The sequence below is a fragment of the Microbacterium sp. Root61 genome (assembly GCF_001427525.1).
In the GTDB taxonomy this organism is placed as follows: Bacteria; Actinomycetota; Actinomycetes; order Actinomycetales; family Microbacteriaceae; genus Microbacterium.
The window spans coordinates 725403-749192 of sequence record NZ_LMGU01000001.1; the positions used below are offsets into that span (position 1 = coordinate 725403).

A 23790-nucleotide genomic window follows, 5' to 3' on the forward strand; every position below is an offset into this window, starting at 1 on the left:
GGTTCCGGACAGCTACGCCCGTTCGAGCGCGGTGTCGATGAGTTCGGAGATCAGTTCGGAGTAGCTCACACCCGACGCGATCCAGCATTTGGGGAACATCGAGATCGGGGTGAACCCGGGCATCGTGTTGAGCTCGTTGACCACCGGAAGGCCGTGGGGCGTGAGGAAGAAGTCGACGCGCGCGAGGCCACGGCCGTCGACCGCCTCGAACGCGCGCAGCGCCATCTCCTGCACGGCGGCGATCTCCGCCGCCGACATGTCGGCCGGGCAGACGACGTCGACGCCGTCACCACCGAGGTACTTGCCCTCGAAATCGTAGAACTCGCGGGTGGTCAGCACGATCTCGCCCGGGAGCGAGGCGCGTGCGGCATCCGTCCCGCGTCCCTCGAGCACGCCGACCTCGATCTCGCGACCGTGCAGCCCCTCTTCGAGCAGCACCTTGTCGTCCTCGGCGAAGGCGACGTCGAGGGCGGCGGCGAGCTCATCGATGTTGTGCACCTTCGAGACGCCGACGCTCGACCCGGCCCGGGCGGGCTTGACGAACCACGGCAGGGTCAGATGCGCTGCCTGTGCCGCGATCGCGGCGACATCCTGGGTCCACTGCGCGCGGCGCAGCGTGATCCACGGCGCGACCGGCACGCCGGCGGCCTGCAGGGCGATCTTCATGAAGTGCTTGTCCATGCACAGCGCCGAGTCCAGCACTCCGCCGCCCGCATAGGGCAGCTCGAGCGTGTCGAAGAACCCCTGGATCGTGCCGTCCTCGCCGTGCGGGCCGTGCAGGATCGGCAGCACCGCGTCGATGGCGCCGAGGTCCTCGACCGTGCCGTCGGCGCGACGCACGCGCAGCACGGATGCCCCGGCCGCCTCCGGCCACAGGATCCGCGTGCCATTGTCGGCGACCACGGGCATGTTCGCCGGGTCGAGCGCGAACTTGTCGGGGTCGTCGTCCTCCAGGACGAAGGCGCCCGCGCGCGTGATGCCGACCGGGATCACCCGGAAGCGGTCGCGGTCAATCGCGCGAAGTACGCCGCCCGCTGTTGCGGAACTGATCGAGTGTTCGCTGGAGCGACCTCCAAAGAGCACCGCCACTGCCCGCTTGTCCATTCTGCGTCCTCTCGCCCTTCGGCTTGTCATCGTCGGTCGTCAGGTGCGGCGCGATCTCGCGCGGGTCCATCGTGCCGTCCAGCACGCGCTTGACCTGCTCGACGATCGGCATCTCGACGCCGACCTCCCGAGCGAGCTGGAGCACTGGTGCGACGGACGCGAGACCCTCCGCGGTCTGCTGCATCTGCTTGACCACATCTTGAAAGCTGTATCCCTGGCCGAGCAGGCGCCCGGCGGTGTTGTTGCGGCTGAGCGGCGACTGGCACGTGGCGATGAGGTCGCCGAGGCCCGCCAGACCCTGCAGCGTCTCCGGGTCAGCGCCTTGCGCGACCGCGAAGTCGGTCATCTCGACGAGACCGCGGGTGATGATCGATGCCTTGGTGTTCTCGCCGTAGCCGACCCCGTCGACGATGCCGATGGCGACCGCGATCAGGTTCTTGAGCACGCCGCCGAACTCGGTGCCGATGACGTCCGTGTTCACGAAGGTCCGGAAGTACTTGTTTCGCGCACGCCGGGCCACAGCATCCGCCGTCTCGCGGCTCGTGGAGGAGATCACGGCGGCCGTGGGCTGCTCGCGCGCGATCTCGAGGGCGAGGTTGGGTCCGGATGCCACGGCGATGCGTGCCGGATCGCACTGCAGCTCCTGCTCGATGACCTGGCTCATGCGCAGGCCCGTACGGCGCTCGACGCCTTTCATCAGGGAGATGATCGGGGCATCCGTCTCACCGACGAGAGCACGCACGGCCTTGAGGTTCTCGCGCAGCGACTGGCTCGGCACGGACAGGTACACCTGCTCCGCACCCTCGAGGGCGTCGGAGAGGTGATGGGTCGCGTACATCTCGCGCGGCAGGTTGATGCCGGGGAGGTAGCCGCTGTTGCGCTTGCCCTCGTTGATCTCGTTGGCGAGCTCGGGCCGGCGCGCCCACATCGTCACGTGTGCTCCGCCGTCGGCGAGGATCTTGCCGAACGTCGTGCCCCAGCTCCCGGCGCCGATCACCGTGACGCGCGGGAGGGAGGAATCCTGCTTACGACTCAAGGCGTCCCGTTTCGTTCTGCCCGTGTGAGGACGGGTCCCAGCGGGCCTCCGGCGGCGTCTCGCCGCGGAGGTCGCCCAGGAGTCGGGCGAGGTCGTCCATCAGCGTATCCGTTGCCGCGTTCAGCGTCGCGGGTCCGATCGGCCGGCCGGCGTACTCGGACAGATCCAGCGGAGGGCCGAACGCCACGCGCACCGGTTTGCGCAGCGGCCACAGGCTGATCTTCTTGCCGTACCGCGGCATGATCTTCTGCGTTCCCCAGTGCACCATCGGGATGAGCGGGATGCCGCCGTCCAGCGCGAGACGCACCGCGCCGGTCTTGCCCCGCATGGGCCACAGATCCGGGTCGCGCGTGAGCGAGCCTTCGGGGTACACGATGACTCCGCGACCGTGCTCGACCAACTGCTCCGCGGCCGACAGGGTCTGCTTGGCCGATGCGCTGGAGGACGCACGGGCGACCGGGATCATGCCCGTCGCGCGCAGCGCCCAGCCGAGGACCGGCACATCGAACAGGCTGGCCTTGGCCATGAACCGCGGCAGGCGCCCGAGGCGCCAGACCGCGACGGCCACGATGAGCGGATCGATTTCGGAGTAGTGGTTCGGGGCGACGATGTACGGCCCCTCCTCGGGGAGGTTCTCGGCGCCCTCGATCTCGATCTTCGTGATGAGGCTCATGATCGGCAGCACGATGACCGCGAACGGCCAGAAGATGCTCGGACGGCGCTTCTCGGGCGACGCGCGTCTCCGTGTGACCGTGGGACGAGAGGATGCCACGGGCTATCCGATGACGTCGAAGTCGGCGCCGAGCGCGTCCAGCTTGTCGAAGAACTTCTCGTAGCCGCGGCTGATGATGCCGACGCCGGAGACGATCGACTCGCCCTTCGCGGTGAGGGCCGCCACGACGTACGAGTAGCCGCCGCGCAGGTCGGGCACCTCGATGTCGGCGGCGCGCAGCGGCGTGGGGCCGTTGATCACGGCGGCCTGCTCGAGCTTGCGCCGCGGCACCCGCCGCTCGCCGCCCTCGAGCCCGTGCGGGTGCACGACGATGTCGGCGCCCATCTTGTTCAAAGCCTCGGTGAAGCCGAGCCGGTTCTCGTAGACCGTCTCGTGCACGATCGACTCGCCCTCGGCCTGCGTGAGGGCCACGATCAGCGGCTGCTGCCAGTCGGTCATGAAGCCGGGGTGCACGTCGGTCTCGACGATGACCGGCTTGAGCGGTCCGCCGCGACGGAAGAGGATCCCGTCCTCCTTGATGTCGAACCATCCGCCGGCCTTGCGGAACACGTTGAGGAACGTCAGCATCTCCTGCTGCTTGGCTCCGCCGACGAAGATCTCGCCGTCGGTGGCCAGGGCCGCGCAGGCCCAGGATGCGGCCTCGTTGCGATCGAAGATGCTGCGGTGGTCGTAGCCGCGAAGTTCGTCGACACCCTCGATGAGGATGACGCGGTTGGGCTCGTACGAGATGATCGCGCCCATCTTCTGCAGCACCGCGATCAGGTCCATGATCTCGGGCTCGATCGCGGCGTTCTTGAGCTCGGTGACGCCCTTGGCCTTGACTGCGGTGAGCAGCACCTGCTCGGTCGCGCCGACGCTCGGGTACGGCAGTTCGATGTTCGCGCCGTGCAGCCCGTTGGGCGCGGTGATCCGGATGCCCTCATAACTCTTGTCGACGATCGCACCGAACGCGCGCAGCGCATCCATGTGGAAGTTGATCGGCCGGTCGCCGATGCGGCACCCGCCGAGGTCCGGTATCAGGGCTTCGCCCAACAGGTGCAGTAGCGGACCGCAGAACAGGATCGGGATGCGGGAAGCCCCGGCGTGTGCGTCGATCTCCTCGAAGTGCGCCGAGGCGGCACCGCGGGGATCGAAGACGAGCGAGCCCTCCTCATCGCCGTCCTCGACGGTGACGCCGTGGACCTCGAGCAGGGACCGGACCACCTGAACATCGCTGATGCCGGGAACATCCCGCAGCACGCTCGGCGTGTTGCCGAGCAGCGAAGCGACCATCGCCTTGGTGGCGAGGTTCTTCGCCCCCTTCACCTCGACGCGCCCGCGCAGGGGCCGTCCACCACGGATCGCGAGGACTTCGCCGGACCCTCCTGACGGTGACACTGGGGACTCGTTCAGGAGTGTCTTCATGCGGTGGGCCTCACTTGATGGTTGATGTGCGTGCGGGTGCCCCCTTGTGGGGAGCCCCAGCTCACGGAACGGGTAGCGTCCGTGGCCGCCACGCCTCACGGCGCGCTTCGAACTGCGCGATCGCTTCTTGGTTGCGCAGGGTGAGCCCGATGTCGTCGAGCCCTTCGATAAGCCGCCACCTAGTGTAATCGTCGATGTCGAAAGGGACCTCGAGATCACCGATGACGGCACGGCGCGCCTCGAGATCGACCGTCATCGAAACGCCCGGGTCCGCGTCGATCACGGCCCAGATGCGCTCGAGGTCTTCCTCGGAGATCACGCCAGTGACCAGGCCCTGCTTGCCGGAGTTGCCGCGGAAGATGTCGGCGAACTTGGGGCTCAGCACGACGCGGAAGCCGAAGTCGCGCAGCGCCCAGACGGCGTGCTCGCGGCTGGACCCGGTGCCGAAGTCGGTGCCGGCGACCAGGACCGATGCGCCCTGGAACGCGGGCTGGTTGAGCACGAAGTCGGGGTCCTGCCGCCAGTTGGCGAACAGGGCGTCCTCGAAGCCCGTCTTGGTGACCCGCTTGAGGTACACCGCGGGGATGATCTGGTCGGTGTCGACGTTCGAGCGCTTCAGCGGCGCCGCGATACCGGTGTGGGTCGTGAACTTGTCCATCTTCAGAACTCCCCCGCCTCGACGCGTGCATAGATCGGCGTATCTTCGAGATCGCTCGGACTCGAGAGCGTGCCGCGCACCGCAGTGGCGGCGGCGACGAGGGGCGAGACCAGGTGGGTGCGTCCGCCCTTGCCCTGGCGGCCCTCGAAGTTGCGGTTGCTCGTCGATGCGCATCGCTCGCCGGGGGCGAGCTGGTCCGGGTTCATGCCCAGGCACATCGAGCATCCGGCGAAGCGCCACTCGGCGCCGAACGCCTCGACGATCTTGTCGATGCCCTCGGCCTCGGCCTCGAGGCGCACCCGCGCAGAGCCGGGGACGACCATGACGCGCACACCGGGCGCCTTCGTGCGGCCCTGGATGACCGAGGCGAAGGCGCGGAGGTCCTCGATACGACTGTTCGTGCACGAGCCCATGAACACGGCATCGACCGGCACCTCCTTGAGCGGAGTGCCTGCCTTCAGGTCCATGTACTCCAGCGCGCGCTCGGCGGCGGCGCGCTCGTTGGGGTCGGCGATGTCGTCGGGCGTCGGGACGACGTCCGACAGCGACACGCCCTGGCCGGGGTTCGTGCCCCACGTGACGAAGGGCTCGAGCTCGTTCGCGTCCAGGTACACCTCGGCGTCGTAGACGGCGCCCTCATCGCTGGGCAGCGTGCGCCAGTAGGCGACCGCGTCGTCCCAGTCCTGGCCTTGCGGCGCATGCGGCTTGTCCTTGACATACGCGAACGTGATGTCGTCCGGTGCGACCATGCCCGCCCGGGCACCGGCCTCGATCGACATGTTGCAGATCGTCATCCGCCCCTCCATGGAGAGGGCACGGATCGCACTGCCGCGGAACTCGAGCACGTAGCCCTGTCCCCCGCCGGTGCCGATCTTCGCGATGATCGCGAGGATGATGTCCTTCGCCGTGACGCCGGGCTTGAGATCGCCCTCGACGGTGATCGCCATCGTCTTGAACGCCTTCAGCGGCAGCGTCTGCGTGGCGAGCACGTGCTCGACCTCGCTCGTGCCGATGCCGAAGGCCATCGCCCCGAACGCGCCGTGCGTGCTCGTGTGGCTGTCGCCGCAGACCACGGTGATGCCGGGCATCGTCAGCCCGAGCTGGGGGCCGACGACGTGGACGATCCCCTGCTCCTTGTCGCCCAGCGAGTGCAGGCGTACCCCGAACTCCGCCGCATTGCGCCGCAGCGTCTCGATCTGCGTGCGGCTGGTGAGGTCGGCGATCGGCTTGTCGATCGCCAACGTCGGGGTGTTGTGGTCCTCGGTCGCGATCGTCAGGTCGAGTCGGCGCACGGGGCGCCCCTCGGCGCGCAGGCCGTCGAACGCCTGCGGGCTGGTGACCTCGTGGACGAGGTGCAGGTCGATGTAGATCAGGTCGGGTTCGTCATCCGAACCCTTCACGACCAGGTGGTCGTCCCACACCTTCTCGGCCAGCGTGCGCGGGCGATCGGGGATGACGGATGCATCGGAAACAGCTGTGCTCATTGGTCTGTCGTTCTCCTCAGAAGGGGATCAAGCCCGCGAGAGACTCCGCGACGAGTGAGGCCTGGGAACTAGGACTCGTCGCGGCTGCTAAGGAGAAGTAGGGCGGTCCGCACGGGGCCAGACTACCACTCGCTCAGACCCTCACGCCTCGGCGGAGGGGTCCTGCGCAGCGTCGGCGGGACCGTCCGGAGCGGCGACGCCGGCCTTCTTGTCCCGCGCGGAGGCAACCAGGCTCGCGATCGTGGCGACCGCCATCGAGAGGATGATGACGCCCAGCGACATCCACGTGGAGATCTCCGGCGCCCACTCGATCGGCTCCCCGCCGTTGATGAACGGCAGCTCGTTGACGTGCATCGCGTGGAACACGAGCTTGAGTCCGATGAAGGCCAGGATGAACGCGATGCCGTAGTGCAGGTACCGCAGACGATCCAGCAGATCGCCGAGCAGGAAGTACAGCTGGCGCAGACCCATCAGCGCGAAGATGTTCGCCGTGAAGACGATGAACGGGCTCTGCGTGATGCCGAAGATCGCGGGGATCGAGTCGATCGCGAACAGCAGGTCCGTGATGCCGATCGCCACGAAGACGATGATCATCGGCGTCCACATCTTCTTGCCGCCGACGACCGTGCGGATCTTCGCGCCGTCGTACGTGTCGCTGATGTCGATGGTGCGGCGCAGGAGGCGCACGATGAAGTTCTCGCGCTTGACTTCCTCATCGTGGTCGCCGCCGGGGAACGCCTGGCGCCACGCGGTGAAGACCAGGAACGCGCCGAAGATGTAGAACACCCAGCTGAACTGCTCGATGATCGCCGCTCCCGCGAGGATGAACAGACCGCGCAGGATGAGCGCGATGATGATGCCCACCATCAGCACTTCCTGCTGGTAGCGCCGCGGAACGGCGAACTGGCTCATGATCAGCACGAAGACGAAGAGGTTGTCGATCGAGAGGCTGTACTCGGTCAGCCATCCGGCGACGAACTGTCCGGCGAACTCACCGCCCGCGATGATCCACATCAGCCCGGCGAAGATCAGGGCCAGCGTCACGTAGAACACGACCCAGAGGGTCGATTCCTTCGTCGAGGGGATGTGCGGGCGCTTGAGGATCAGCAGCAGGTCGGCGGCGAGGATCAGCGTCAGCACGATCAACGAGCCGACTTCGAACCACAGCGGAAGGATGAGGTCCATTAAGGGCCTTTCAGAGGGATGACGAAGCGTCGAAAGTCTCTCCCCCGCGGCATCCGATGTCCAGATGTGCGGCGCGCGCCCGGGACCCCACCGACGGGGTCCGTGATGACGGACACGCGAGAACGGGATACTCCCTCTCGAATCTCCAGGATACAGGCAGGAACTGATGAGCCCGGCGGTGAGACGATCCGACACCTCGGGACACTTCCGGTGTGAGAGACAATGGCCGTGGACAGGACGGACGAGGCATGACCGAGCAGGAACTGCGCGATGACTCCGCGCTCGTGGCTCTGGCCGCGACCGGCAGCGAGCACGCGTTCCGCACGCTCTATCGGGCCTATGTCCGACCGGTGTACTGGCTGGCGCACAATCTCGTGGGCAACGACGCGGATGCCGAGGACGTGACTCAGGAGACGTTCCTGGTCGCGTGGCGCAGGCTTCCGGGCCTCGAGCTTGCGAGCGACTCGCTGTTGCCGTGGTTGGTGACGGTCTGCCGTTTCCAGGCCGCCAACCGTATCCGGCGCCAACGCCGGGACCGCGAGAACACCACTGCGGGGCTCGAAGACTCGATCCCCGCGACGGTCGATGTCGCGCAGCAGGTGGTGGACGCCGAACTCGTCGACCTGATCGCCGACGAGGTGAGCGGACTGAGCGAGCTCGACCGCGAGATCTTCCGCCTCTGCGCCGCCGAGGGCTATGCCTACCAGGCCGCCGCCGACGAGCTCGGCGTGGCGCACGGTGTCGTCCGCAACCGTCTCTCCCGCATCCGCACCCGACTGCGGAGCGTCCTCACGGAATCGGAGAGCACATGAACACGTCAGACCCCCGGACTCCGGATGCCGCGAACCCCCGGCTGCCCGAGTTGAGCGATGAACGCATCGACGTCATCGAGAACGGCGTCTTCGCAGGCATCGCCGACGACCGCGTCGCCGGGTCGAAGCGCCGGACACGGCGACGTCGAGTGTGGACCGGCGTGGGCGCCGCGGCCGGAGTGCTCATCGTCGCGGCCGTGATCGCGCCAACGGTCCTGAACGTCGTCTCCCCTATGTCAACCGGAGGAGTGGCCGTCGCCCCCTTCGACTCGCAGGTGCAGCAGGACTCCGCCGGGAGCGCCGTCTCGGGTGCGGCCTTGCCCCCCACGCCCGAGAGCGCCGGCTCCGATCAGTTGCGCTCCGCGGACATCGCTGCGGGCGACAATCGCGAGATCATCGCGTCTGCCTCAGCCACCGTGACCGTCGACGACATCCCTGCGGCCGCTCGTCAGGTCGGCCAGGCCGCGATCGCCTCGGGCGGGTACGTCGAGTCGATGTCGATCGGGCAGTCCGGCATGGTCGTACCGATGGACGGCATGGTCAGGGACACGACCACGCTCCCTTACTCCCCCGACGGCGGCTGGGTGACGGTCCGTGTTCCCTCCGATCAACTCACTCCGCTCGTCGAGCAACTGGCGGATGTCGGAGAGGTCACGGCATCCTCGATCAACCGTCAGGACGTGACCGATCAGGCGATCGATCTGCGGGCGCGTATCGAGTCCGCACAGACCTCCGTCGACCGGCTCACCGAACTGATGGGACAGGCCACCACGGTCGCGGACCTCATCGCCGCCGAGAGCGCGCTGGCCGAGCGACAGGCGACGCTGGAGTCCTACCAGCAGCAGCTGGAGTACCTCGAGGCACAGGTCGACATGTCGAGCCTGTCCGTGTCGCTCCAGCCCACCGTCACCGTGGTGAAGGCAGACCCCGCCGGATTCGGCGATGGTCTGGCCGCCGGCTGGAACGGCCTGGTCGCGACACTCAACGGCATCGTGATCGCGCTAGGGTTCCTCATCCCGTGGATCGTCGTCGCGCTGGTCGTCGGCGTCGTCGTCTGGGGCATCCTGACCCTCGTCCGCCGGCGTCGCCGCCCGACGCCGCCCGCACGGACCGAGGAGCCCGCGGAGGATGTCGAGTCCTGAGCCCCGCTTCTGTTGACCGGCCGCCCCGCCGGGGAACATAATCAGCCCCAGGCCGAGCGAGCGGGGACTCAATGAAGAAATGGTCGGTCGTGATCGTCCTCGGACTCGCGCAGTTCGTGATGGTCTTGGACGGCACAGTGATGAACGTGTCGATCTCGACGGTCGTCGAAGACCTCGACACGACTGTCGCGGCCATGCAGGCGGCCATCACGTTCTACACGCTGACGATGGCCTCCCTGATGCTGCTCGGCGCGAAGCTCGGCGATGTCTGGGGGCGCCGACGCGCCTTCGTCATCGGGTCGTGCATCTACGCCGTCGGGTCGCTCATGACAGCGTTCAGCCCGACGTTCGGATTCCTGTTCCTCGGCTGGTCCATCATCGAGGGACTCGGCGCCGTGCTCGTGATCCCGGCGATCGCCGCCCTCGTCGCCGACAACTACACGGGCCGCAGCCGGATCAGCGCCTATGCCGTGATCGGTGCCGTCTCGGGGGCAGCGGTCGCCGCGGGGCCACTCATCGGCGGCTTCGTGACCACCTACTTCTCCTGGCGGTACGTGTTCGTCGGAGAAGTCGTCATCCTGTTCTTCGTCGTCCTGTTCGCCCGTGTCATCACCGACAAGACGGCCCGACAGAGCGTACGGATCGACCTCCTCAGCGTCCTGCTGTCGTCCGCGGGACTCGTGGGCGTCGTGTTCGGCATGCTGCAGAGCAAGACGTGGGGCTGGGTGGTTCCGCTGCACTCCCCCGTGATCGCCGGCAATGAGATCGCTCCGCTGGGGATCTCGCTGACGGCGTGGCTCATCGTGGCCGGCGTCGCGCTGATCTACCTCTTCATTCGTCGACAGCGCGCGCTCGTGCGGCAGGGGCGCGCACCGTTGGTGCACGTCGAGATGTTCTCCATCACACAGCTGCGCAGCGGGCTTTCCGTGCTGGGCGCGCAATACGCCGTCACCGCCGGCCTCTTCTTCATGGTGCCGGTCTACCTCCAGATGACGCTGGGCCTCGACGCGCTGCAGACCGGCATCCGCATCTTCCCGCTGTCCGTGTCGCTGATCCTGTTCTCGATCGTGGGCACCCAGCTCTCGAAGGTCTGGTCGCCGCGGCGAATCGTGCGCCTCGGTCAGTGGATCCTCGTCGTCAGTGCCTTCATGCTCCTCGGCACGGCGACCCCTGATCTGCGTTCGCTACTGTTCGCCTCCGGGATGTTCCTGGCCGGCAGCGCCCTCGGTCTGCTCGCGTCGCAGCTAGGCAATGTCAACATGTCGGCCGTCACCGAGAAGGAGACCAGCGAGGTCGGCGGCCTGCAAGGCGTGTTCCAGAACCTCGGGTCGTCGCTGGGCACCGCCCTCATCGGGTCGATCCTGATCGGCGCCCTGTCGAGCTCGTTCGCCGCCGGGGTGGCGACCAGCGACCTGCCCGAGCATGCGCAGGAGATCGTGGCCGAGGCGACGCAGCGCGGGGTCGCGATCATCCCGGCAGCGCAGGTCGCCGAACTCGCTCAAGATGCGGGTCTCGCGGAGGAGGATGCGTCGACCCTGGCGACGATCTATCGCGATTCGCAGCTCTCCTCACTGCAGGTCGCCTTCTTCGGGTTGATCCTGATCACTTTGTTCTCGCTGTTCTTCTCCCGCGGCATCCCGACCACGATGCCGGTGAAGCGACGAGAGGCCGGATAGCCTGGCCGCATGGCCGTCAGTCAGAGTCGCCGCGCACGCGCGTCCCGTCGCCGCAAACGCCGAGTCGACGCCGCAGACAACGACCTGACCCCGTCGGAGTGGGCCGCGATCAGCGCGGCGTGGGGACGGTGCGCGTACTGCGGTGACACCGACGTGGCGATGCAACGCGACTGCGTGCAGCCCATCTCGCGCGGTGGCCGGTACACGATCGAGAACGTCGTTCCGGCGTGCGGTTCGTGCAACGCCAGCAAGAGCAACTCCGAGGTGACGAGTTGGATGCGGCGCAAGCGCCTCGACGAGCCCGCTTTCCTGCTGCGCCATCGAGAAGTACTGATCGGGCTGCGCGCCGCCGAGGAGCTCGCCCCGACGCCGGATCCGGTCATCGCCGCGCCGTAGCTAGACCGTGGCGGGGCTCCACTCCGACACGCGGTTGAGCTCGATGATCTCCTCGTCGCGAAGGACCACGCGCGCGCCGTCGAGCAGATCGCCCACCTGGTCGACGCGGGATGCGCTCGCGATCGGCGCGGCCACCATCGGCTGCATGCGGAGCCACGCCAGCGCGGTGGCAGCGATCGAGACACCGTGCGCGGCACCGATGGCCTCGAGCGTGTCGAGGATCTCGAGGCCCTGGGGCGTGGCGTACTTCGACGCACCCGCAGCGCGCGGCGAGCTCTGGCCCGCGGCATCCGTGGACCGGTACTTGCCGGTGAGGAATCCGGCCGCCAGTCCGAAGAAGGGCACGATCGCGAGGTTGAACTCCTGCGCGACCGGGAGGAGCTCGCCTTCGACTTCGCTGCGGTGCACGAGGTTGTAGTGAGGCTGCAGCGCCACGGGCAGGGGTGCCCCGATCTCCTGGGCGATGCGGATCCATTCGCGAGTGCGCTCGTCGGAGTAGTTCGAGAGTGCCGTGTAACGGACGAGGCCTGATGTCACCAGTTCACCGAACGCGGCGACGGTCTCCTCGAGCCGCACGGTGTCGTCGTCGTAGTGCGCGTAGTAGAGGTCGATGCACTCGGTGCCCAGGCAGCGCAGGGACTCCTCTGCTGCGGCGCGGACATTCTTCGCGGCGAGGCCGGGGAACTGCGGATGGTGTCCGACCTTGGTGGCGACGACCATGTTCTCGGGGCGGCGAGAAGCGAGCCACTCACCGATGAGCCGTTCACTGTCCCCGCCCGTGTTGCCCGGCACCCAGTAGCTGTAGCCGTCGGCGGTGTCGATGAAGTCGCCACCGCCCGCCACGAACGTGTCGAGGATCGCGAACGACGTGTCGCGGTCGGCGGTCCACCCGAAGACGTTGCCGCCGAGCGAGAGAGGAAGGATGTCGAGCGCGCTGTCGCCGATTCGAGTCATCCCCACAGACTAGAGCCAAGTTTCACGCACTACTGAAACTGATTCGGAATGTGTCGCGAGGACAGGGATTTCGGTCGGAACGTGCGGACGCGCTCCGACCTCAGTCGAGGAAGGTGGTCGGGTCGAACTCGTCGATCGGAATGACGCGGATGCGCGGGAGCGGAGCGTCGAAGACACGGGCGTCGTACTCGAGGTCGAACTTCTCGACGCCGGTGAGCGCGGCGAAGCCCGCGTTGCGGAACTCCGTGAAGGCGGCGACGCCGACGCGTCGCTCTCCTGTCGCGACGGCCGCGAGGTCGTGCAGGAAGTCACCGTCGTGGCTGACGAGCATGACGTCGGCGTCGCGACTGACCAGCGACTGCAGTGTGCGCTGGATGGCGATGTCGACGACCTTCTCATCCGGCGCACCGGAGAGGGGGACGACGATGTAGTCCATCGCCTTGAGCGCCTGGACAAAGGGCATCGGGATGCCTGTCGACGCGTTCAGGAAGAAGACGCCGCGAGCAGGCTGGCGCCACACCCGTTCGGAGAAGCTGAGGAGTCGATCCCAGCGCGGACGCTCATCCGGCTGCGGACGTCGCCCGAGGATGGAGGTACCGAGGGTGGCATCGATGTTCTCGCCATCCACCAGCACCCAGGTCTGGCGGTCGTCGTTGTCGCTCATCGTCTCCCCATCGCAAGGCTCGGTGCCCTGTCCTCGATCCTACGGGTGCGGGCCTGGCGGGCCGGATGTCGACCCCGGCACGCGGAGCACTTGTGCAGGGGGTGGCAGTCACTCCAACACCTGGTTGGCCCCGGCGATGTGATCACCGCCTACCGAAGACTGTCGCTGGCCGAAGACCGACTGGTCAGAAGGGCGCCATGCTGCCCTCGCTGCTCGATGGCGTGAAGGTGGGAACTTTCCGTTCGGGGTCGACGCGGTAGTGGCGTCCGGTGGGTGAGGTCCATTCCAGGGCGCCGCCGCTGTCGGCGATCTGGTGCACGCGCCATCGGCCGTGGTGCTTGATCGTATGGTGGCCTTTGCACAGCGGGGCGAGGTTGCTCAGTTCGGTGGTGCCGCCGTGTTCCCATGCCACGGTGTGGTCGATCTCGCAGCGCGCCGCCGGGATGCCGCATCCCGGCGCCATACATCGTTCCGCCCGCCACCGCACCAGGCGCCGCAACTCCGGCGGCGGCCGATACCTCTCCCGCCCCACCGACAGCACCATCCCCGTCTCCGGATGGGTCAGCACCCGCATCCACCCCTCCGCGGACCCACACAACTCCCGGGCACGCGCGAGGGGGATCGGGCCGAGGCCCTCGACCGTCGCCTGACCGTCGTCGTCGCCCAGCAGCGTGAGTGCCGGGACGGTGACCACGACGGTCGCGCGGACACCGCGCGCGTCCGCGGGGGTGCCGTCGGTGGTGCCGTCGATCAGGAGGTCGCCGCACACGTCCGCACGCACCTGATCCAACGTGCGGGTCTCGTCGTCCCGGGCCGTGAGGACCTTGGCGATCGCGGTGAGACGGCCGTGGATGGCGTGCACCTCGACGGCGGGGCCGAACAGCATGAACCACGCCATCCCGTCCTCCGCCGGCGTGACCGCCACCCGCCGCTGCTGGAGCGCCTGCTCGTGCCGCTCGGCCAGGGTGGCTGCCCGGACGCTGTCCACCAGTATCCGCAACTTCCGACGGAACGTCCCGAACGCATGCGCCTCCGCCAACCCGATCGCCTGCTCCAGCACCTGCCCGCGCAGGTCAGGTTCGACCGTGTCCACCAGGTCGACCAGTTCGGTGGCGTGCCGCGCACTCATCCGCGCACCCTCAAGCGAATCGAGGACCCCCGGGTACCGGTGCACCAGGGCGTCCGCGTGCATGACGAGCAACCCCGCGGCCGACTCGGTGATCGACAACGCCGCCGCCAACTCCAGACGGACGGAACGTTCGATCACATCCGTGAGCAGGTACCCATGGGTCGCCGCGTCCGCGAGCGCTTCCCGGTGCAGCGCGTCGATACGCACGTACCGGTGCGCCGCGAACACCGCGAGCATCGCCTCCGCCTCCACGACCAGGTCCAACGCGTCCGGGAACGGAGGCACCCAGCCGTCATCGCCTGGAGGGAGACCCTCGTCGGCAACGGTGCTGGACATACCTCGACATTAGAACATACCTCCGACATTGCGAGCGAGCCGATGGCGCCTTGAGGCGACGGCACCGGCGGCAAGAACCAAGCAACTCGGCCGCGTCGATCCGACCATCTCACCAAGTCGCGTCCCCAGCCGCGGAGCGACCAACCCCGCGATCCGGACATCTCGCCAGTACCGATCACGTGATTCGACCTGATGCCTCGACATCCCCGTCAGCACATTCCTAGCAAGTTCGGCGAAGATCCAGGGCGGTGACGGCCGGCCAGGCTACGCGGGATCCCCCGGTCGGACGCACTACAAGGGGCGTCGCCGAGCCTGATCGACGGTGGGCGTCACTAAAGACAGGGGCGAGGCCCGCGCACAGCGGACGGGGCAAAGCGCGAACAAGCCGCAAAACCACGCACCCACCGAGGCGGCCGGGCCCTCATTACCCTCACTCCGCCGGCGGCTCCGCCAGCGCCAGTCGATTGCCGTCCGGGTCCGCAACGACGACGTGCCGCACCCCGTTCGAGTACGTCTCGACGGGCTCATGTGGAATGTCCGCGGCCGCAAGGCGAGCGAGGATCGTGTCGAGTCCGGTTACGGCGATCGTGACTTCTCCGCATCCCGGACGATCCCGGCGATCATCGACGACGACCCAGCCGGTCGCGCCGATCTGCCAGAGCGCTTCCTCGCCGATGATGTCGTCCGCCGGTCGGCCGAAGAAGACCTCGAACCAGGCGAGCGACCTGGCGCGGTCCGACACCGACATGATGCAGAACAGATCCGTCATGGACTCCATGCACCGACGGTAGTCCGACGACTACGCGCCGAGAAGACCCTCGACATCGCGCGCGGCGTCGAACACGAAGGTCTCGCCGTTCATCGGCCCGATGAGTTGCACGCCGGACGGCAGGCCATCCGCAGCCATCCCGGTGGGAATGGCCAGCGCAGGCAGGCCGAGCAGATTCACCGCAACCGTCAAGCGCAGGTCACGCCATGCGCGGGTCGCGGCATCCCCTCCCCCGAGATCGAAGTCGGGCGCACCCATCCGGGAGGTCGACACCGGACCGAGGATGAGCGGCACTTCCGCTTGCAGCCGCCGCCAATCCGCTGCGATCATCGCGCACCGCGCCCACGCGTCGGCGTAGTCGTGGGCGGTCTCGTAGGGCCGCGCGGCGGCGGTGCTGTCGCGCAGGAACGCGGTCGCCGAAACCCCCAGAGGCAGGGGCAGCAGAGCCGGATCGAGGGTGAGCAGCATGTCGGTGCAGGCCAGCCGACGCCAGATCACCGCGGCTTCCTCCAGTCGTGGCGGCTCGATGTCCACGACGTCCCACCCTGTCGCGGCCAGCGCCGCAGCCGCGCGATCGACGCCCGCCGCCACCTCGGTGTCGACGCCCCAGCCGAGTGGATTCCGCGTCACTCCCACCCGCAGCGGCAGCCCCGCCACGTCAACCGCCGCCACCGACATCGGATCGTCCACGTCGACGCCCTCGAGGAGGCCGAGCGCGAGCGCCACATCGTCGACGGAGCGACCGAGCGGCCCGTTCACCGAGAACTGCTGCAGCGTCAACGCGACCGGCTGGCCGTTGACCGCTGAGCGCGGCACCCGCCCGCGCGACGGCCGCAAACCGTACACACCCACGGCATACGCCGGGATGCGCAGCGACCCACCGAAGTCGTTTCCGAGCCCGAGGGCACTCATTCCGGTCGCGACGGCGACCGCGTCTCCCCCACTCGATCCGCCGGGGCTGACCTCGGCGCTCCACGGGTTCAGCGTGCGCCCGAACAGATCGTTGTCGGTGTCCCACCGCATTCCGAAATCGGGCATGTTGCCGCGCCCGATCGCAACCGCGCCCGCCTCGCGCATCCGCCGGACGATGGTGGCGTCGCGTGCGGGCATCGCGTCGACCAGGCCGCGCCATCCGTTCGTCGTCGCCGACCAGGTGAGGTCGATGTTCTCCTTCACCGAGAACGGCACGCCTGCGAGCGGCCCCGGGTCCTCCCCGCGCGCGACGATCGCGTCGACGACGGATGCCGCTGCCCGCGCCTGCTCGGTGAACACGACGGTCAGCGCGTTGAGCCGCGGATTCTTCTCGGCGATGACCGCCAAATGCGCGTCGACGACCTCGACCGCCGAGACGTCGCCGGAGCGGACCGACCCGGCGATCTCGCGGGCTGTGCGAGCGGTCATCCGCGGAAGTACTCTTCCGCGACCCGGGTGAGATCCCACAGATCGCTGACGCCGGCCAGCTCGCGTGCCGAGTGCATGGACAGGATCGGGATGCCGACATCCACGGTCCGAATGCCCAGACGCGTCGCGGTGATCGGCCCGATCGTCGAGCCGCAGGGGACGGCATTGTGCGACACGAACTCCTGGCTGGCCACCCCGGCGGCGGCGCACCACCCGCTCCACGCGGCCGCGCCGGCCGCATCCGTCGCATACCGCTGATTCGCGTTGATCTTGAGGATCGGACCAGATCCCAGCACGGGCTGGACGACAGGGTCGTGCTTGTCCGCGTAGTTGGGATGCACCGAGTGACCGACGTCGCTGGAGACGCACCAGGATGCCGTGAGCGAGCGCATCTGCTCCTCCCGATCGGCCCCGAGGGAGAGCCAGATCCGCTCGAGTACGTCGGAGAGGAACGGTCCGGCGGCGCCGGAGCGCGTGCCGGACCCGACCTCCTCGTGATCGAACACGGCGAGCATGGCGATGTGATCGGCGTCGAACCCGTCCGCCGCCCGCTCGATCGCGACGAGTCCGGCGTGCACGGACGCGAGATCATCGAGACGCCCGGAGGCGAAGAACACGTCATCCCGTCCGAAGGTCGCGCCTCGGGCGGCATCGGCGGTGACGATGTCGTAGCCGCGGATCCGGCCTGCCGACACACCCGCTTCGCGTGCGAGTTCGTCGAGGATGTCCGCGGACTCGGATTCACCGAGACCCCACACCGGCTGCGTCTGCGACTGCTTGTCGAGCGCCAGGTGGTCGTTCACCTCGCGGTCGAGGTGGATGGCCAGCTGAGGAAGACGCAGCAGCGGGCCGGTCGCGGTCAGAACACTCGTGCCGTCATCGAGCACGAGGCGTCCGGCCAGTCGCAGCTCCCGATCGAGCCACGAGTTCAACAGCGGACCCCCATAGATCTCCACGCCGGCCTGCAACCAGCCGAGTCTGCCCGTCGTCGGCTTCGGCTTGAGCTTGAACCCCGGCGAATCGCTGTGCGCGCCGAAGACACGCACCCCGGTCGCGGCCGAAGCGTTCGCGGGCACCACCCAGGCGATGGTCGCGCCGTCGCGCACGACCACGAACCGCCCACCGACGGCGGTCGGCCAGGAATCCCCCTCGCTCAGACGTGTGAAGCCCGATCGTTCCAGTCGGTCCGCGACCTGCGCGGCCGCGTGGAAGCTGGAGGGGGATGCCTCGACGAACGCCGCGAGATCTTCGGCATGCGCGAGGGCGGGTGTGGCGGCAGACCGAGACGGCACGGACGCACCTTTCTGACGGGGACGGGCAGTGCCTCGATCGTAGTTCGACGAACCGAGGGCGTGCCCTAGTCGTCGAGGTCCAGCGGCACCTCGCGAGTCTTGTCCCACGGCTCTGTCCATCCCAGGCGATCGAACAACCCGTCCAGGAGCATGGCCGTGAACCCCCAGACGAGCCGTTCCCCGCCGACGTGCGGTACGAGGAACGCCGGTCCACGCCACGTCTGACCGTCGCGACGCATCACCGTCACTCCGCGGTTGGCGGGATCGAGGAGATCGGCGACCGGCATCCGGAACACAGCGGCGGACTCCGCGACGTCCACCACACGGATGGGCGACGGATGCCGCCACCAGGCCAGTACAGGCGTCACGAGATGCAGCGAGTACGCCAAGGGGACGACCTCGAGAGAACCGAGAATCTCGACGCCGTCCGGGTCGAGTCCGGTCTCTTCGCGAGCCTCACGGAGTGCGGCCGCGACGGGGCCATCGTCGTCGGGATCGATGCGACCGCCGGGGAACGCGATCTGGCCCGCGTGCGATCGCAAGGTCGATGCGCGGGCGAGCAGCAGCACGTCGAGATCCCGCGACACCGCTTGCGCCTGCGCTGCGTGATCGCTCGGCAGCTCGTCGAGCACCCCGAACAGCATCAGGACCGCGGCCGGCCGAGCCTCGTCGCCCGCGGAGATCTGAAAGCGTCGTGGAATCTCGGGGCGCGGCGGCTCGGTTTCTGAACGCTCAGCGAGGGCGACCAGCTGAGCCCGCGCACTCACTGAGATGTCGTCCGGAAGCATTGGCTCAGGCTACGCCGGTTCACCGACAGGCCTACTGCTTCGTGGAGCGCTCGATCGACATCACGAGGATGACGCGATCGGCCTTGTCTGCGGGAGGGGTGATGCTCGGATTGCCGTACCGGTTCTGGAGTCTCACGTAGAACGCCCCCTCAGGGTCGGGAATGACCTCGATGAGGCTCCCGGCGATCTCCAGATAGTGGAACGGATTGTCGGGATCGATGATCGACAGTGCCATCGAGGGGTTGTGTCGCAGGTTGCGGTACTTCTGACGCGTCGTCTTGTGCGTGAAACGGAGGTGCTCACCGTCGAACTCGAACCACATCGGCGTGACCTGCACCGTGTCGTCTGGACGAATCGTTCCGAGGTGCCCATAGAGGGGCAACTCGATCAGTCGGCGATACTTGGCGGGAATGATCTCGTCTGGCGTGGGCACCGTTCCATTCTTCTGCACGCTGCATCCTGGAGGGCCTGCATCGCCTCATCCCGGCGACATCCGGGCGTTCACAGAATCGCGTGCTAGGCTGAGTGTTGCCCACTCGGGTTTGCGTCATCACCCACTGCCTCACTGTGGAGTAGCAGACAGCTTGACGCCCGGATCGTCGCACGACCTCCGCCCCTCCTACTACTTCCCGCGCACGAGCGTCTGAATCGCCGCGCAGCTCCACTGAAAGAACTCTTGACCTTCGTTACCCGCACCACCCCCTCGTCCCGACTGCCGCTCGACTGGCGTCGCGCTGACGACGACGTCTTCGTCGCGGCATCTGCCGGCGAATACGCCGGCTTCGTGAGCGTCACCCCACTCGGCTACGAGGCGCACAGCGCGCTCGGCGTCGACCTCGGCGTGCACTCGACCCGCGACCTCGCCCAGACGGCGGTCGCCACCTCCCAGACCCGATCGGCACCCGCGCATTCGCAGGAGCCGCATCCCATCCGTCCGCGTCGCACACGTCGGCGCGGCACCCCTGGTCGCACTCGCGGCCCGAAAAGTAAAAGGAATGACACGATGGCCACTGGCACCGTGAAATGGTTCAACTCCGAAAAGGGCTTCGGCTTCATCGCGCCCGATGACGGTGGCGCGGATCTCTTCGCCCACTACACCGCTATCACCACCAGCGGCTACAAGGAGCTCAACGAGAACCAGAAGGTCGAATACGACGCAGAGCAGGGCCCCAAGGGCATGCAGGCCGCGAACATCCGGCCGCTCTGACACCAGCTCTCAGCGATCGGGGCGGCTCAGGCCGCCCCGATCGTCTTCAGTGCTGACAAACGCCGCTCGAGTTGAGCGGCGTTTCGTCGTTCCAGGGGTGCCCTACGAGCATCCGACGGCGACGAAACCGCCTGTCGATCTGCGCTTACTCGAGAATCCCGCTCTCAAGTAACGTTCAGGTAACGCACCGGACCTGTCCAGACAACAAGGACAGACTCGGGGACTTGTGCCCGCGGAAGCGGTCGCCGCGCGCCCACCCGAGGCGCGGATCCCCATACGAAACCGGTTTAATGCGCTCCTCCACGTCTTCGTCCTCTGCCCGCCGCGACCGTCGCCTCAGCGAACGCCGCACCCGTCGCCGCCCCGCCATCGTCGCGGCCGGCCTCGCCTTCGGACTCGTGGCAGCCGCGGGACTGGCGGTCACGGCCACGGCGTCGGAGCCCTCGGCGTCCGGAACGTCCGCGACTTTCGCGCTGGCCTCGTACAGCGCCCGCACGGCGCCGATGTCGACCCTCACGACGGTCGACAAGACGGCATCCGCGACCGAGGTCGCGTTGACCAACGCCGAGACGAGCATCGCCGCCGCCGCGACCGTCACGGCCGATATCCAGGCATCCGGACTCGACATCGGAACGCCGCAGATCACCGTCGACACGACCGAGCTCGCGACCGCGGCCGCCAAGCTCGAAGGCGCGAAGGACCTGCCCGAGCCGCTGCTGCCGGACCTGACCGACGACGTCACCACCCTCACGGCATCCGTCGACGGCGCCGTGACCGGCCTGCGCAGCAGCCTGGACGCGGCCCAAGCCGCCAAGGCGGCGGCGGATGCTGCGGCCGAGGCTCAGCGCGCGGCGGAGGCCGCCGCGGCAACTGCTGCTGCCGCGAAGCCCGCCGCCTCGTCGAGCACACCGCGACCCTCCTACGCCGCCGGGGGCACGAGTGCCGGCGAGGCACAGGCCATCGCCCGCTCGATGATCGCCGGTTACGGCTGGGGCGACGACCAGTTCTCCTGCCTCGTGTCGCTGTGGAACCGTGAGTCGGGCTGGAACGTCTACGCCTCCAACCCGAGCGGCGCCTACGGCATCCCGCAGGCGCTGCCGGGCAGCAAGATGGCTTCCGCCGGCGCCGATTGGCAGACCAGCGCCTCGACCCAGATCTCGTGGGGCCTGGGCTACATCACCGGTCGCTACGGCACCGCGTGCGGCGCGTGGTCGCACTCGGAGTCCAACGGCTGGTATTGATCCAGCCGGCTAGCCCCTAGCCCGGGCCGCGGCGTCCGCCGACCACACCGGCGAACAGGGCGTGCAGAAGCGGCAGCACCGACAGCGCCATCAGCACTATGCCGAGCACGGCGTCTTCGGAACGCAGCAGGATGCCTCCCACCAGCAGCCCTGCGAAGAGGATCGCCGACACGATCCGTCGCGCAGCGCGCTCGAGACGATCGAGGCGGCGGTCCAGGCGCGGTGTCTGCACCGCGATGCGCCCGTCCTCGATGTGCGTCGCAAGGTCGTCGAGGCGCTGCGGGAGCCGCGCGACGACGCCCGCCGCCGACACGGCCTGCTTCGCGAAGGCCTGCACCACGTTGCCGCTCTCCTCGCGGATCAGTCGGCCGGCGTACGGCTCGATCGCATCCCAGATGTTGAACGCGGGATCGAGGGAGCTGCACATCCCCGAGGTCAGCGACATCGCCCGCACGATCAGCAGGAAGTTCTCCGGCAACTGGAACGGGAGCGTCCGCACGACGTCACTGAACTCGACCCCGAAGTCGCGGAACTCCCGCGGATCGACGTCCTGCAACTCCGCGAACCCCATTCCGCCGAACCGGGCGAACAGGTGGGTCATCGCGCGTTCGAGCTCTACGGTATCCGCAGACGGCAGCAGTACGCCGACCTCGCGGATCCCATCGACCAGTCCCTTCCCGTCACGGGACGCCGCCGCGATGAGCACACGGCGCAAGCCGCGACGCAGCCCCTCGGGGACCTCGCCCATCATCCCGAAGTCGATGAACGTGAAGTGCCATCTCCGTGCGTCCGCATCCGCGCTGTCGCCGGCAGGGTGCGGCGTGACGAAGATGTTCCCCGGATGCGGGTCGGCGTGGAAGAAGCCGTCCGCGAAGAGCTGGTCGAACATGACCGCCGCGAACTCTTTGGCGACTTCCGCCGGATCGATGCCCGCGGCGCGGAGCGCCTCGACGTCGTTGATCTTGATCGCGGTGACGTCCTGCAGGGTGAGCACCCGGCGGGTCGTGCGCTCCCACACCACCTCGGGCACCGCGACGCGGGCATCACCGATGAAATCCTCGGCGAACCGCTCGGCGTTGGCGGCCTCGTGCAGGTAGTCGATCTCCTCCATCGTCGTGGAGGCGAACTCCTCGACCAGTGACGGCATGTCGACACGGGTGGCCACGATGCGCACGCGGCTGAGCCACCGCGCGACCCGACGCAGCGCGCGGAGATCGACGGCGACGACCTCATCGATCCCGGGGCGCTGGATCTTGACGACGACGTCCGAGAGACCGGTGTCTGCGGCATCCGCGGCGGACAGTCTCGCGCGGTGCGCCTGACCGAGGGATGCCGCGGCCAGTGGTGTCGGGTCGACATACTCGAAGGCGCGTTCCAGCGGCACGCCGAGCTCGGCTTCGGCGCGGGCCCGAATCGCGGCGAAGTCCACCGGAGGCACTTCGTCCTGCAGCCCCTCGAGCTCCTTCGTGATCTCGGGCGGCAGGACGTCCAGTCGCGACGACATGAACTGGCCGACCTTGATCATGAGACCGCCGAGATCCACCGCCAGCACGTGGAAGCGCTGCGCGATCCGCTGCACCCGCGCCGCACGATTGCCTGCAGAGATCCGTCCGAGGCCGACCCTCGGCAGGATCAACTCGTACCACCAGGATTGCACCATGTAGCGTGCGGCGAACCGCATGATCCTGCGGTAGCGGGCGCGCATATTGCCGACGTCGGTCATCGAATCTCCTTGACGCCGACGTGCCGCTGGCACCCGGTCAGTCCTGAGCGAGGATGGAGAAGAGCTTACGTCGTGCCTCGTCCAGCACGTCGACCGCCTGCTTCACCTGCTCCGGAGTGCCGGTGCGACCGACCTGAGCGACTGCCTGTGCCAGGTCGAAGCCGGCCTTGGGCAGCGCGCCGGTGCGTGCGCTCTCGCGCGCTGCACCCGGGGTCTCCCATGGAGCCGCCTTCTCGGCATCCGCCTCGACGACGGCACGGCCTTCAGCGGTGAGCGAGTAGGTCTTGCGTCCGTCGGACTCCTGGGCGCTGATGAGCCCCTCGTCGGTGAGCAGCTGCAGCGTCGGGTACACCGAGCCGGGGCTGGGCTTCCACGCGCCGTTGCTGCGCTCCTCGATCTCGCGGATGATCTGGTAGCCGTGCATCGGCTTCTCCGCCAGCAGCGCGAGCACCGCGGTGCGCACGTCGCCGCGGCCCATCCGCGGAGTCGTGACCTTCTGCTCGAACATGCCGCGCAGCTGATCCATCGCCTCCCAGATGCCCGTCGTCGGCCAGCCCTGTCCGGAGCCGCCACGGCCTCGCGCCGTGAAACCGTCTCCCATGAATGAACCGCTCATGATGACCTCCTCTGCGCCGACTCGTTCGAGTCTCAGCGAT

Annotated in this window: 23 protein-coding genes; 6 read left to right on the forward strand and 17 right to left on the reverse strand. The window is 68.0% G+C overall.

Going from position 1 to position 23790, the window contains the following annotated elements:
- Positions 1 to 12: 12 nt before the first annotated feature.
- From ASD65_RS03525 to ASD65_RS03555, 7 genes are all read right to left on the reverse strand, one after another.
- Entirely contained in the window at positions 13 to 1104 is a 1092-nt protein-coding gene (locus tag ASD65_RS03525) for a D-alanine--D-alanine ligase family protein (RefSeq protein WP_056218596.1), read from the reverse strand.
- Positions 1010 to 2140, reverse strand: coding sequence for an NAD(P)H-dependent glycerol-3-phosphate dehydrogenase (locus ASD65_RS03530; RefSeq protein WP_056218602.1), 1131 nt, complete (start codon positions 2138 to 2140; stop codon positions 1010 to 1012). The genes ASD65_RS03525 and ASD65_RS03530 overlap by 95 nt, the downstream gene beginning before the upstream one ends.
- Entirely contained in the window at positions 2130 to 2912 is a 783-nt protein-coding gene (locus ASD65_RS03535; protein ID WP_056218605.1) for a lysophospholipid acyltransferase family protein, read from the reverse strand. Before ASD65_RS03535 ends, ASD65_RS03530 begins: the two co-directional genes overlap by 11 nt.
- Before the next feature lie 3 nt (positions 2913 to 2915).
- On the reverse strand, positions 2916 to 4277 hold the full coding sequence (murA, locus tag ASD65_RS03540; RefSeq protein ID WP_056218608.1) for a UDP-N-acetylglucosamine 1-carboxyvinyltransferase: 1362 nt from the start codon (positions 4275 to 4277) through the stop codon (positions 2916 to 2918).
- Between the two features lie 61 nt (positions 4278 to 4338).
- Positions 4339 to 4935 carry a 3-isopropylmalate dehydratase small subunit gene (leuD, locus tag ASD65_RS03545; RefSeq protein ID WP_056218611.1) on the reverse strand — a complete coding sequence of 199 codons (597 nt, stop codon included), beginning with the start codon at positions 4933 to 4935 and terminating at the stop codon, positions 4339 to 4341.
- Positions 4936 to 4937: 2 nt separating this feature from the next.
- Entirely contained in the window at positions 4938 to 6419 is a 1482-nt protein-coding gene (gene leuC, locus ASD65_RS03550) for a 3-isopropylmalate dehydratase large subunit (RefSeq protein ID WP_056218614.1), read from the reverse strand.
- Between the two features lie 141 nt (positions 6420 to 6560).
- Positions 6561 to 7604, reverse strand: coding sequence for a TerC family protein (locus tag ASD65_RS03555; protein ID WP_056218616.1), 1044 nt, complete (start codon positions 7602 to 7604; stop codon positions 6561 to 6563).
- A 248-nt stretch (positions 7605 to 7852) separates the two neighbouring features.
- Between ASD65_RS03555 and ASD65_RS03560 the strand changes: the two genes are divergently transcribed.
- From ASD65_RS03560 to ASD65_RS03575, 4 genes are all read left to right on the forward strand, one after another.
- Complete coding sequence (locus tag ASD65_RS03560) at positions 7853 to 8416, forward strand: RNA polymerase sigma factor (protein ID WP_056218620.1); 564 nt, start codon at positions 7853 to 7855, stop codon at positions 8414 to 8416.
- The gene (locus ASD65_RS03565; protein WP_056218622.1) at positions 8413 to 9558 is read left to right on the forward strand and encodes a DUF4349 domain-containing protein; all 1146 of its coding nucleotides are present in this window, start codon (positions 8413 to 8415) and stop codon (positions 9556 to 9558) included. The genes ASD65_RS03560 and ASD65_RS03565 overlap by 4 nt, the downstream gene beginning before the upstream one ends.
- A 71-nt stretch (positions 9559 to 9629) precedes the next feature.
- Positions 9630 to 11234 (forward strand): MFS transporter, encoded by a 1605-nt coding sequence (locus tag ASD65_RS03570; RefSeq protein WP_056218625.1) that lies wholly within the window; start codon positions 9630 to 9632, stop codon positions 11232 to 11234.
- A gap of 9 nt (positions 11235 to 11243) precedes the next feature.
- Complete coding sequence (locus ASD65_RS03575) at positions 11244 to 11630, forward strand: HNH endonuclease (protein ID WP_056218629.1); 387 nt, start codon at positions 11244 to 11246, stop codon at positions 11628 to 11630.
- Here the strand turns inward: ASD65_RS03575 and ASD65_RS03580 are convergent, their stop codons facing one another.
- The 8 genes from ASD65_RS03580 to ASD65_RS03615 all read right to left on the reverse strand — a co-directional run bounded on the left by ASD65_RS03580 (position 11631) and on the right by ASD65_RS03615 (position 19396).
- Positions 11631 to 12584, reverse strand: a complete 954-nt coding sequence (locus tag ASD65_RS03580) for an aldo/keto reductase (RefSeq protein WP_056218633.1) — start codon at positions 12582 to 12584, stop codon at positions 11631 to 11633.
- 100 nt (positions 12585 to 12684) lie between these two features.
- Positions 12685 to 13248: an NYN domain-containing protein gene (locus ASD65_RS03585; protein WP_056218636.1), complete on the reverse strand. Its 564-nt coding sequence runs from the start codon at positions 13246 to 13248 to the stop codon at positions 12685 to 12687.
- A gap of 184 nt (positions 13249 to 13432) precedes the next feature.
- Entirely contained in the window at positions 13433 to 14713 is a 1281-nt protein-coding gene (locus ASD65_RS03590; RefSeq protein ID WP_056218639.1) for an HNH endonuclease signature motif containing protein, read from the reverse strand.
- 430 nt (positions 14714 to 15143) lie between these two features.
- Complete coding sequence (locus tag ASD65_RS03595; protein WP_056218642.1) at positions 15144 to 15491, reverse strand: VOC family protein; 348 nt, start codon at positions 15489 to 15491, stop codon at positions 15144 to 15146.
- Positions 15492 to 15512: 21 nt separating this feature from the next.
- Complete coding sequence (locus ASD65_RS03600) at positions 15513 to 16883, reverse strand: amidase (protein ID WP_056218646.1); 1371 nt, start codon at positions 16881 to 16883, stop codon at positions 15513 to 15515.
- Positions 16880 to 18175 (reverse strand): M18 family aminopeptidase, encoded by a 1296-nt coding sequence (locus tag ASD65_RS03605; protein WP_056218649.1) that lies wholly within the window; start codon positions 18173 to 18175, stop codon positions 16880 to 16882. Before ASD65_RS03605 ends, ASD65_RS03600 begins: the two co-directional genes overlap by 4 nt.
- A gap of 65 nt (positions 18176 to 18240) precedes the next feature.
- Complete coding sequence (locus ASD65_RS03610) at positions 18241 to 18963, reverse strand: NUDIX hydrolase (RefSeq protein ID WP_056218653.1); 723 nt, start codon at positions 18961 to 18963, stop codon at positions 18241 to 18243.
- A 31-nt stretch (positions 18964 to 18994) separates the two neighbouring features.
- Positions 18995 to 19396 carry a PPOX class F420-dependent oxidoreductase gene (locus ASD65_RS03615; protein WP_082561857.1) on the reverse strand — a complete coding sequence of 134 codons (402 nt, stop codon included), beginning with the start codon at positions 19394 to 19396 and terminating at the stop codon, positions 18995 to 18997.
- 570 nt (positions 19397 to 19966) lie between these two features.
- Here ASD65_RS03615 and ASD65_RS03620 point away from each other — a divergent pair.
- Positions 19967 to 20170, forward strand: coding sequence for a cold-shock protein (locus ASD65_RS03620; protein ID WP_056224427.1), 204 nt, complete (start codon positions 19967 to 19969; stop codon positions 20168 to 20170).
- 290 nt (positions 20171 to 20460) lie between these two features.
- Entirely contained in the window at positions 20461 to 21411 is a 951-nt protein-coding gene (locus ASD65_RS03625; protein WP_056218656.1) for a hypothetical protein, read from the forward strand.
- Between the two features lie 16 nt (positions 21412 to 21427).
- Here ASD65_RS03625 and ASD65_RS03630 read toward each other — a convergent pair whose 3' ends face one another.
- Positions 21428 to 23134, reverse strand: coding sequence for an ABC1 kinase family protein (locus tag ASD65_RS03630; RefSeq protein ID WP_056218659.1), 1707 nt, complete (start codon positions 23132 to 23134; stop codon positions 21428 to 21430).
- A 37-nt stretch (positions 23135 to 23171) separates the two neighbouring features.
- Positions 23172 to 23750: a PadR family transcriptional regulator gene (locus tag ASD65_RS03635; RefSeq protein ID WP_056218662.1), complete on the reverse strand. Its 579-nt coding sequence runs from the start codon at positions 23748 to 23750 to the stop codon at positions 23172 to 23174.
- Positions 23751 to 23790: the final 40 nt, after the last annotated feature.

What these genes read in the sequence shown, in the direction of transcription:
- ASD65_RS03525 (WP_056218596.1), bottom strand. Translation starts at nt 1,104, where the DNA reads ATGGACAAGCGGGCAGTGGCGGTGCTCTTTGGAGGTCGCTCCAGCGAA.
- murA (WP_056218608.1), bottom strand. Translation starts at nt 4,277, where the DNA reads ATGAAGACACTCCTGAACGAGTCCCCAGTGTCACCGTCAGGAGGGTCC.
- leuD (WP_056218611.1), bottom strand. Translation starts at nt 4,935, where the DNA reads ATGGACAAGTTCACGACCCACACCGGTATCGCGGCGCCGCTGAAGCGC.
- leuC (WP_056218614.1), bottom strand. Translation starts at nt 6,419, where the DNA reads ATGAGCACAGCTGTTTCCGATGCATCCGTCATCCCCGATCGCCCGCGC.
- ASD65_RS03555 (WP_056218616.1), bottom strand. Translation starts at nt 7,604, where the DNA reads ATGGACCTCATCCTTCCGCTGTGGTTCGAAGTCGGCTCGTTGATCGTG.
- ASD65_RS03560 (WP_056218620.1), top strand. Translation starts at nt 7,853, where the DNA reads ATGACCGAGCAGGAACTGCGCGATGACTCCGCGCTCGTGGCTCTGGCC.
- ASD65_RS03565 (WP_056218622.1), top strand. Translation starts at nt 8,413, where the DNA reads ATGAACACGTCAGACCCCCGGACTCCGGATGCCGCGAACCCCCGGCTG.
- ASD65_RS03570 (WP_056218625.1), top strand. Translation starts at nt 9,630, where the DNA reads ATGAAGAAATGGTCGGTCGTGATCGTCCTCGGACTCGCGCAGTTCGTG.
- ASD65_RS03575 (WP_056218629.1), top strand. Translation starts at nt 11,244, where the DNA reads ATGGCCGTCAGTCAGAGTCGCCGCGCACGCGCGTCCCGTCGCCGCAAA.
- ASD65_RS03580 (WP_056218633.1), bottom strand. Translation starts at nt 12,584, where the DNA reads ATGACTCGAATCGGCGACAGCGCGCTCGACATCCTTCCTCTCTCGCTC.
- ASD65_RS03585 (WP_056218636.1), bottom strand. Translation starts at nt 13,248, where the DNA reads ATGAGCGACAACGACGACCGCCAGACCTGGGTGCTGGTGGATGGCGAG.
- ASD65_RS03590 (WP_056218639.1), bottom strand. Translation starts at nt 14,713, where the DNA reads ATGTCCAGCACCGTTGCCGACGAGGGTCTCCCTCCAGGCGATGACGGC.
- ASD65_RS03595 (WP_056218642.1), bottom strand. Translation starts at nt 15,491, where the DNA reads ATGGAGTCCATGACGGATCTGTTCTGCATCATGTCGGTGTCGGACCGC.
- ASD65_RS03600 (WP_056218646.1), bottom strand. Translation starts at nt 16,883, where the DNA reads ATGACCGCTCGCACAGCCCGCGAGATCGCCGGGTCGGTCCGCTCCGGC.
- ASD65_RS03610 (WP_056218653.1), bottom strand. Translation starts at nt 18,963, where the DNA reads ATGCTTCCGGACGACATCTCAGTGAGTGCGCGGGCTCAGCTGGTCGCC.
- ASD65_RS03620 (WP_056224427.1), top strand. Translation starts at nt 19,967, where the DNA reads ATGGCCACTGGCACCGTGAAATGGTTCAACTCCGAAAAGGGCTTCGGC.
- ASD65_RS03625 (WP_056218656.1), top strand. Translation starts at nt 20,461, where the DNA reads ATGCGCTCCTCCACGTCTTCGTCCTCTGCCCGCCGCGACCGTCGCCTC.
- ASD65_RS03630 (WP_056218659.1), bottom strand. Translation starts at nt 23,134, where the DNA reads ATGACCGACGTCGGCAATATGCGCGCCCGCTACCGCAGGATCATGCGG.
- ASD65_RS03635 (WP_056218662.1), bottom strand. Translation starts at nt 23,750, where the DNA reads ATGAGCGGTTCATTCATGGGAGACGGTTTCACGGCGCGAGGCCGTGGC.